This is a genomic window from Xenorhabdus sp. PB62.4, from assembly GCF_014467285.1.
Lineage (GTDB): Bacteria > Pseudomonadota > Gammaproteobacteria > Enterobacterales > Enterobacteriaceae > Xenorhabdus.
Map to the genome: position 1 here is coordinate 1 of NZ_NKHR01000054.1, position 5531 is coordinate 5531.

Below are 5531 nucleotides of genomic sequence, written 5' to 3' on the forward strand. Positions count from 1 at the left end.
CTTTATGGCCTTTGCCCTGATTGACCACAACCGCCCCCCGTTCGACGTCGATATCCCCCCGCCGGAGCTGGCGCAGCTCCATGCGCCGGAGGCCACTGCTCCAGAGGATTTCCAGCATCACCCGGTTACGCAGTCCCAGCACGCTCTGGTCGTCAAGGCTGTCCAGCACCTGCGTGGTTTCCCGTTCACTCAGTATCTGGGCGGGCAACCGCTTCTCTTCTTTCGGTAACACTAGCTGCTCGGCCGGGTTGTAGAGGATGTGATGGCGTTGCAACAACCAACGGAACCACAGCCGCAGGGCGATCAACCGTTCCCGCTGGCCGTTATGGCGGTAAGGCTGGCCGTCGGCCTTGCGGTAAGCCCGCAGATAGCGCTGCCAGCTTTCCAGCAACGCCAGCGTCACCTGAGCTGGATACTGGACGGTGCGCTGTTCGCACCAGTCAACGAAGGGCAGCAGCCGTTCCCGGTAGCTTTCCCGTGTCCGCGGGCTTTTTCCCTGTGCGGTCAGTGTATCGAGGTACGCGTCCAGTTGCTGGCGTAAGGTGGCGAGCAGGGGATTAGGTGGGCTTGTCATGCGGATGTTCCTTCTTTTTTGTTGTGTGGATAGCGAAGAGAGCTGTACGGGCGGAGCAGTGTTTTTTGGCTGATGCCGACCACTTTGAGGGGAAGCCTTGCTGTATCTGCCTTTGCCGGGATTTAACCATCCCGACCACCTGCCGACAACAAGCCGACTGACAGGCGACCGACTGGGCTTTAACCCCGACCGGATAACGTTATACTGCCCGCTCAGGGAACAATAAGGCCACTCAGGTGGGAGGTATCACTGTCTGCCCCGTCGAACAGCAGTTCATAGACGAACGTCAGGCCACGACGGTGCAACAGCAGGTATTCCATTTCGACCAGTCGTGAGAGATGCACTTTAAGCTGGGTATCGCCCCACTGCACGGCATCCCTCAACTGTTTGCGGGTAAACAGCATTTCGTGGCGGGGCTGGCCGCTTTCTTTTACCCAGCCCTGTATCAGCAATAACAGCTTGCGCGTCTGCGGCGGCATTTCGTCCAGTGTCCGGCCTAAGATTTCATGGGCAAGCTGATTCGCCAGTTTGATATCGTCTTTGCTCACTTCGATGTATTCCAGCGTTTTCCCGCGATGCTCTGCCGTTTTGATGTCCCGCTGGTACTGGTGCAGCAGGGCAATGCTCTGAATGAGGGTCAGGTATTTCATATGGTCTCGCCGCGTGCGGGTTTTGTCTGACATAAAGGTCAGTTGGTGCGCATACGGATTGACCACATTCAGCGGTTTCAACAGCCGCTGGGCATTCTGGTGAAGCTGTGTCAGATACTCACGTTCATTTTCAGCCAGCAAGCCTGCGAGCGTCTGCTTCTGGCGCTGTAAGGCATGGATGGCTTCGGTCTGTTCGCGGGATTCGTTGACTGTCAGCACCAGACAGCGGTTCAGCAACTCCTCATCCACATCAATGGCGGTCGTGGTCAGCATCAGCATCACCGGGCCTTTCACGGTATAGCTTTTGGTGACGAGGTTTCCGGTCGCTTCATCCTTGCCCGTGCTCGCCATTGTCAGCTCACCGTCTGACTGCAACAGCTTGAGCGCATAGGCGGCCTGCCGCACCCCTTCTTCTTCGGCGATAGCCAATATCTTGTGCTGGAGATTAGTTTCGCCCAGATAGAACAGGCTTTGCCCGGTCATGGCACTGTACTGGATGCGCTCCTCTTCCGGCATCAGGTTCAGTACGGCATCCATCAGTGACGATTTGCCCGCGGCGCTGCTGCTTTGGATCAGGACAGCCAGCGGTTTGGGCAGCTTGCGGCTGACCGCGGCCAGATACCCCGCCAGTAAATTAGTGGATTCGCCGACCACACCGCAGGCGGCTAAGTCAGTGGTGATACGGGCGGTCAGGTACGGATCTTGCAGTAAGGCCAGTGCCGCTTCCCGTTCTGCGATCCCCATTTCCGGTACGTTGGGGGCGGTGTCCGCTGGCTGTTGCTGCCCCTGTTCGACCGCCAGTAACACCTGACCCAGTGCCCGCCGGATGTCGCCTTCGGTTAAGCCCAGCTCAGCGGCGGCCAGGCGGGCGTAACTGTTGCGTGAGCGCCCGCTCATCAGATCAACCCCGTCAGCGAACAGCACGCCGCTTTGCCTGTCCAGTACCTGCGCATTGATCTTCATGGCAACCGATCCCGCTTTTACCGCGCCCAGCCCACGCAGGCACCATTGCAGTGTGCCGACTGACACGCGCAGCTCGCCATGCTCACCGGACTCACAGACCACATTTGGCGTCACGCTGGGTGCGGGGTCAGCCGCTAAAGGGGAAGCGGGTTCTGGCTCAGGCGTCTGACGCGCAAGGGCGACCATGCCCGCCGCATCCTGCATCGGCACGGCACTCTCAAGCAGCAGGGCAAAGGCCGATTCGGGTTCCGCCATCTGGCACAGATACCCGTTGGCATCCTGTTCTGGCGGGAACACGACACGCAGCGGCGTGATGCCTTTGGCAACCAGTTCTGCCGCCAGTTTCACCGCGGCATCATTACCGGCGGTATCATTATCGAAAGCGATCAGTACCTGCTTAATGCCGTGCTGTTCGAACGCCTGCCAGTGATCCGCGGTGACGCCATTCACCCCGTAAGCGGCCGTCACATTGCGCTGCCCCGTCACCCAGAACGACATGGCATCAATCAGCGATTCACACAGGATCAGCGTCCGGGAGGCACCCAGCGCCGCTTCATTCCAGACCCCCTGATGTGCCCCCGGCAGGTACAGATGGCGGATAATGGACTGGCGCTGGTCGTCACCGATTTTGCGCCCGTATAGCTCATGCACCTGCCCCTCAGCACCGATAACGGGCACAACCAGCGAACCCCGCAGATGCTCCCGCCCGTTTTCCCGCAGCACCCCGATGGCTTGCAGGCGGCGGCGGATCTCCTCGCCCGCTTTGACTTTTTTCGGTGGCAGACGGTAGCCCAGCGTGCGGTTGGCAAAGCCCAGCTTAAACTGCGCGACCAGTTCAGGATGGTTGAGCCGCCGTTTGGACAGATACGCCTGGGCTTCCGGCGCATTCAACAGCGTATGGTGATAAAACGCAACCACCCGTGACAGCAACACCTGTTGCCCGATGGCATCACTGGCCAGCTCTTCCGGCTGCACCAGCGGCTCCACCGCCGGATTGTGCCCCAGCACGGCGCGCAGGCGCTCCACGGCATGGCGCAGGCTCAGGCCCTCAGTTTGCATGACCCAGTCCAGCACCGAACCGCCCGCATCACAGCCAAAGCAGTGATAGAGATTTTTCGCTGGCGTGATCACCATCGAGGGCGTTTTCTCCTGATGGAACGGGCACAGCACGATCATGTCTTTACCGCGTTTAAAGAGCTGCCGCCCTTGTTGCTCAATGATAGCAACTAAAGAGACAGAGGTTTTCAGGTGCTGTAATTCTGCGTCGGGGATGCGAGCCATATCGATATTCCTTTAAAAACCTGTCAAGATTTATTTTGATTCGCTATACGATATATTATATAATCGCAATACGATAGTAAAGCAAGTCGTTTTAGGAACACGCCTTATACTCTGGAGCATTTTATGGCTGATATAACAGATGAAATTATGCAGACCGAAGAACAGCGCCGGGCATTTGGCAAGCGACTCAAAGTATTACGTAATCAACAACGAAGAACCCAGAAGGAAGTGGCTGGCCTGATTGGCTTGCAGCTTTCGCAGTACAACAAATATGAATCCGGGATGCACATCCCGCCTGCGGATAAATTAATCCAACTGGCTGAGTTATTTACTACCTCGATTGATTATTTGTTATTAGGCTCGTCTGACGAGCAATTACCGCTGAGTAATACGCGGTTAATCGAGCGATTTAAGGCACTTGAAGAATGCCAGCCGGAGGAACAGGAAACCGTGATTAAGCTGATTGATGCCGTGATTATGAAGAACAGGGTTGAATCTGCGATGCGTCCGGTTGAGCAGGAGAAGGGCAACTAAAGAGAAAGCATTTTTAACGCAGCTCCGGCGCGCTTGCAACACGCCGAAGTTGCTCACCATAACCAACTAAGCAGGAGTTGAATGATGGCTAAGGCGCATTCTAAGCAAAACCGTGCAGTAAATAAAGTCACAAAAACAGAGCGTTATTACACCGTGGGATACGTGCCGCAAAATGGCAGGCCAAACCCCCGACCCGCAATAAATTTAACGGGAAGGTGGCTTAAGGCAGCAGGCTTTGATATTGGCGGCACACTCACGGTCAAAATTATGGCGGGTTGTTTAGTGCTCATTCCTGACAGCGACGACACCCGTATCATTAAGCAACAGTACCAGCGCCAGCAAGACCAGCTCAGTGAGATCAAGCTCAAAATGCAGGAACTGCTTGGCGACTATACAAGCCGCTAAGGGCAGGGAATGAGCGGCTCTTAAAAAGAACAAAGCCGGAAGATCGTGGGGATCTTTCCGGCTATTTTATTAAAATAAGGAAGAAAGTTTTTCTAAATAGTCAATATCATCAATGACCCAATATTTTTCATCCTTAGGCAAAATACTTTCATCAAATTTACGCATAAAATCAACAAACTCACCATTCCAACCATCTGGAACATATCTTTCTACAGGTATTTTTCCTGGGCATGGATAACATGCACTTAATTTTTTTGAATCAAAATCAATGAATGCCATTGGAAATAGCTCGTGAGAGTCCCACCAAGAAGAAGAGTCTTGTATTTTTTCTTTAAATTCCTTTAGTTTTTTATTATCAACCTTAAAAGGAAAAATATTTTCAAGAAATTTTTCTTTAGTGCCATCATTAACAATTAAAATACCGAATCGATCATCAGCACTGTCTTCTGGACAAGCTATGCCATTGTCAACAAAATCCTTATGCCATTTTTGTCTATCTAGCACCCATATCTCTCTGTCTGCTTGATACCAAGTAATAATGTTATCGTTCTTTATTGCAACAACAACATTATCATCGGCTAATAAATCATCATCTTCCTCAAACATATAACCACCTTAATTTATTTTTTTACTTTTCCAGAGCCGGGAACAGCATTTTCTTCTAGCCACTTAGTCCACACTTTAGGGAATTCGTATGAGTCACCGGGAGTTGTTGGATCTACTATTTTAGGTGCCATTCCCTTCTGATTTAATGGATTTGTCTTATAACCTTTTTGCGGAATGGCATTTTCCTTAATAAATTCGTTAAGCCATTTAGGTATTTCGAATGAAACGATTTCAGCATCTCCTCCCCTAATATTCTTAAAGTGCTCAGCATGTTTAGTATCACCAATACTAATATTTAAAGTGGCATTTTGAATTTTAGGGTTTCCTGCATCATCTATTCTTATTCGGTGATGACTTGCATTGGGAGGTATTCCTCCTTGAACTCTAAACACTGTGACGGTATCCCCATTATCTCCTTTATTGCCAAATCCACCTGCCAACCCATAGGGGTCGATCCAATTAGAGGGGTTATGCACATAGCCATAAGGATTAAGGCCGCCTTTCAGCCCGATGGGGTC

6 protein-coding genes and 1 pseudogene are annotated in these 5531 nt (G+C 52.4%); 3 read left to right on the plus strand and 4 right to left on the minus strand.

Annotated features, from left to right (window positions below):
• On the minus strand, positions 1–574 hold a 574-nt coding region (locus Xenpb_RS18860; protein WP_187655673.1), incomplete at its 3' end, for a tyrosine-type recombinase/integrase.
• 97 nt (positions 575–671) lie between these two features.
• Here Xenpb_RS18860 and Xenpb_RS20220 point away from each other — a divergent pair.
• Positions 672–800 (plus strand): hypothetical protein, encoded by a 129-nt coding sequence (locus tag Xenpb_RS20220; RefSeq protein ID WP_255523206.1) that lies wholly within the window; start codon positions 672–674, stop codon positions 798–800.
• Here the strand turns inward: Xenpb_RS20220 and Xenpb_RS18865 are convergent.
• Positions 787–3468, minus strand: coding sequence for a CHC2 zinc finger domain-containing protein (locus Xenpb_RS18865; RefSeq protein ID WP_187655674.1), 2682 nt, complete (start codon positions 3466–3468; stop codon positions 787–789). The two genes, Xenpb_RS20220 and Xenpb_RS18865, sit on opposite strands and share 14 nt — an antisense overlap.
• A 123-nt stretch (positions 3469–3591) precedes the next feature.
• On the opposite strand from Xenpb_RS18865, the gene Xenpb_RS18870 reads away from it, so the two are divergent.
• Together Xenpb_RS18870 and Xenpb_RS18875 are read left to right on the plus strand one after the other, a co-directional pair.
• Entirely contained in the window at positions 3592–4002 is a 411-nt protein-coding gene (locus Xenpb_RS18870) for a helix-turn-helix domain-containing protein (protein ID WP_187655675.1), read from the plus strand.
• 84 nt (positions 4003–4086) lie between these two features.
• Complete coding sequence (locus Xenpb_RS18875) at positions 4087–4407, plus strand: SymE family type I addiction module toxin (RefSeq protein ID WP_187655677.1); 321 nt, start codon at positions 4087–4089, stop codon at positions 4405–4407.
• A gap of 69 nt (positions 4408–4476) precedes the next feature.
• On the opposite strand, the gene Xenpb_RS18880 is transcribed toward Xenpb_RS18875, so the two are convergent.
• Together Xenpb_RS18880 and Xenpb_RS20225 are read right to left on the minus strand one after the other, a co-directional pair.
• On the minus strand, positions 4477–5013 hold the full coding sequence (locus tag Xenpb_RS18880) for a hypothetical protein (protein ID WP_187655676.1): 537 nt from the start codon (positions 5011–5013) through the stop codon (positions 4477–4479).
• A gap of 14 nt (positions 5014–5027) precedes the next feature.
• A pseudogene (locus Xenpb_RS20225) lies at positions 5028–5531 on the minus strand (hypothetical protein); the annotation flags it as partial.

Bases quoted from the DNA above. Each gene is read 5' to 3' on its own strand.
- Xenpb_RS18865 (WP_187655674.1), bottom strand. From the start codon at position 3,468: ATGGCTCGCATCCCCGACGCAGAATTACAGCACCTGAAAACCTCTGTC.
- Xenpb_RS18875 (WP_187655677.1), top strand. From the start codon at position 4,087: ATGGCTAAGGCGCATTCTAAGCAAAACCGTGCAGTAAATAAAGTCACA.
- Xenpb_RS18880 (WP_187655676.1), bottom strand. From the start codon at position 5,013: ATGTTTGAGGAAGATGATGATTTATTAGCCGATGATAATGTTGTTGTT.
- Xenpb_RS18870 (WP_187655675.1), top strand. From the start codon at position 3,592: ATGGCTGATATAACAGATGAAATTATGCAGACCGAAGAACAGCGCCGG.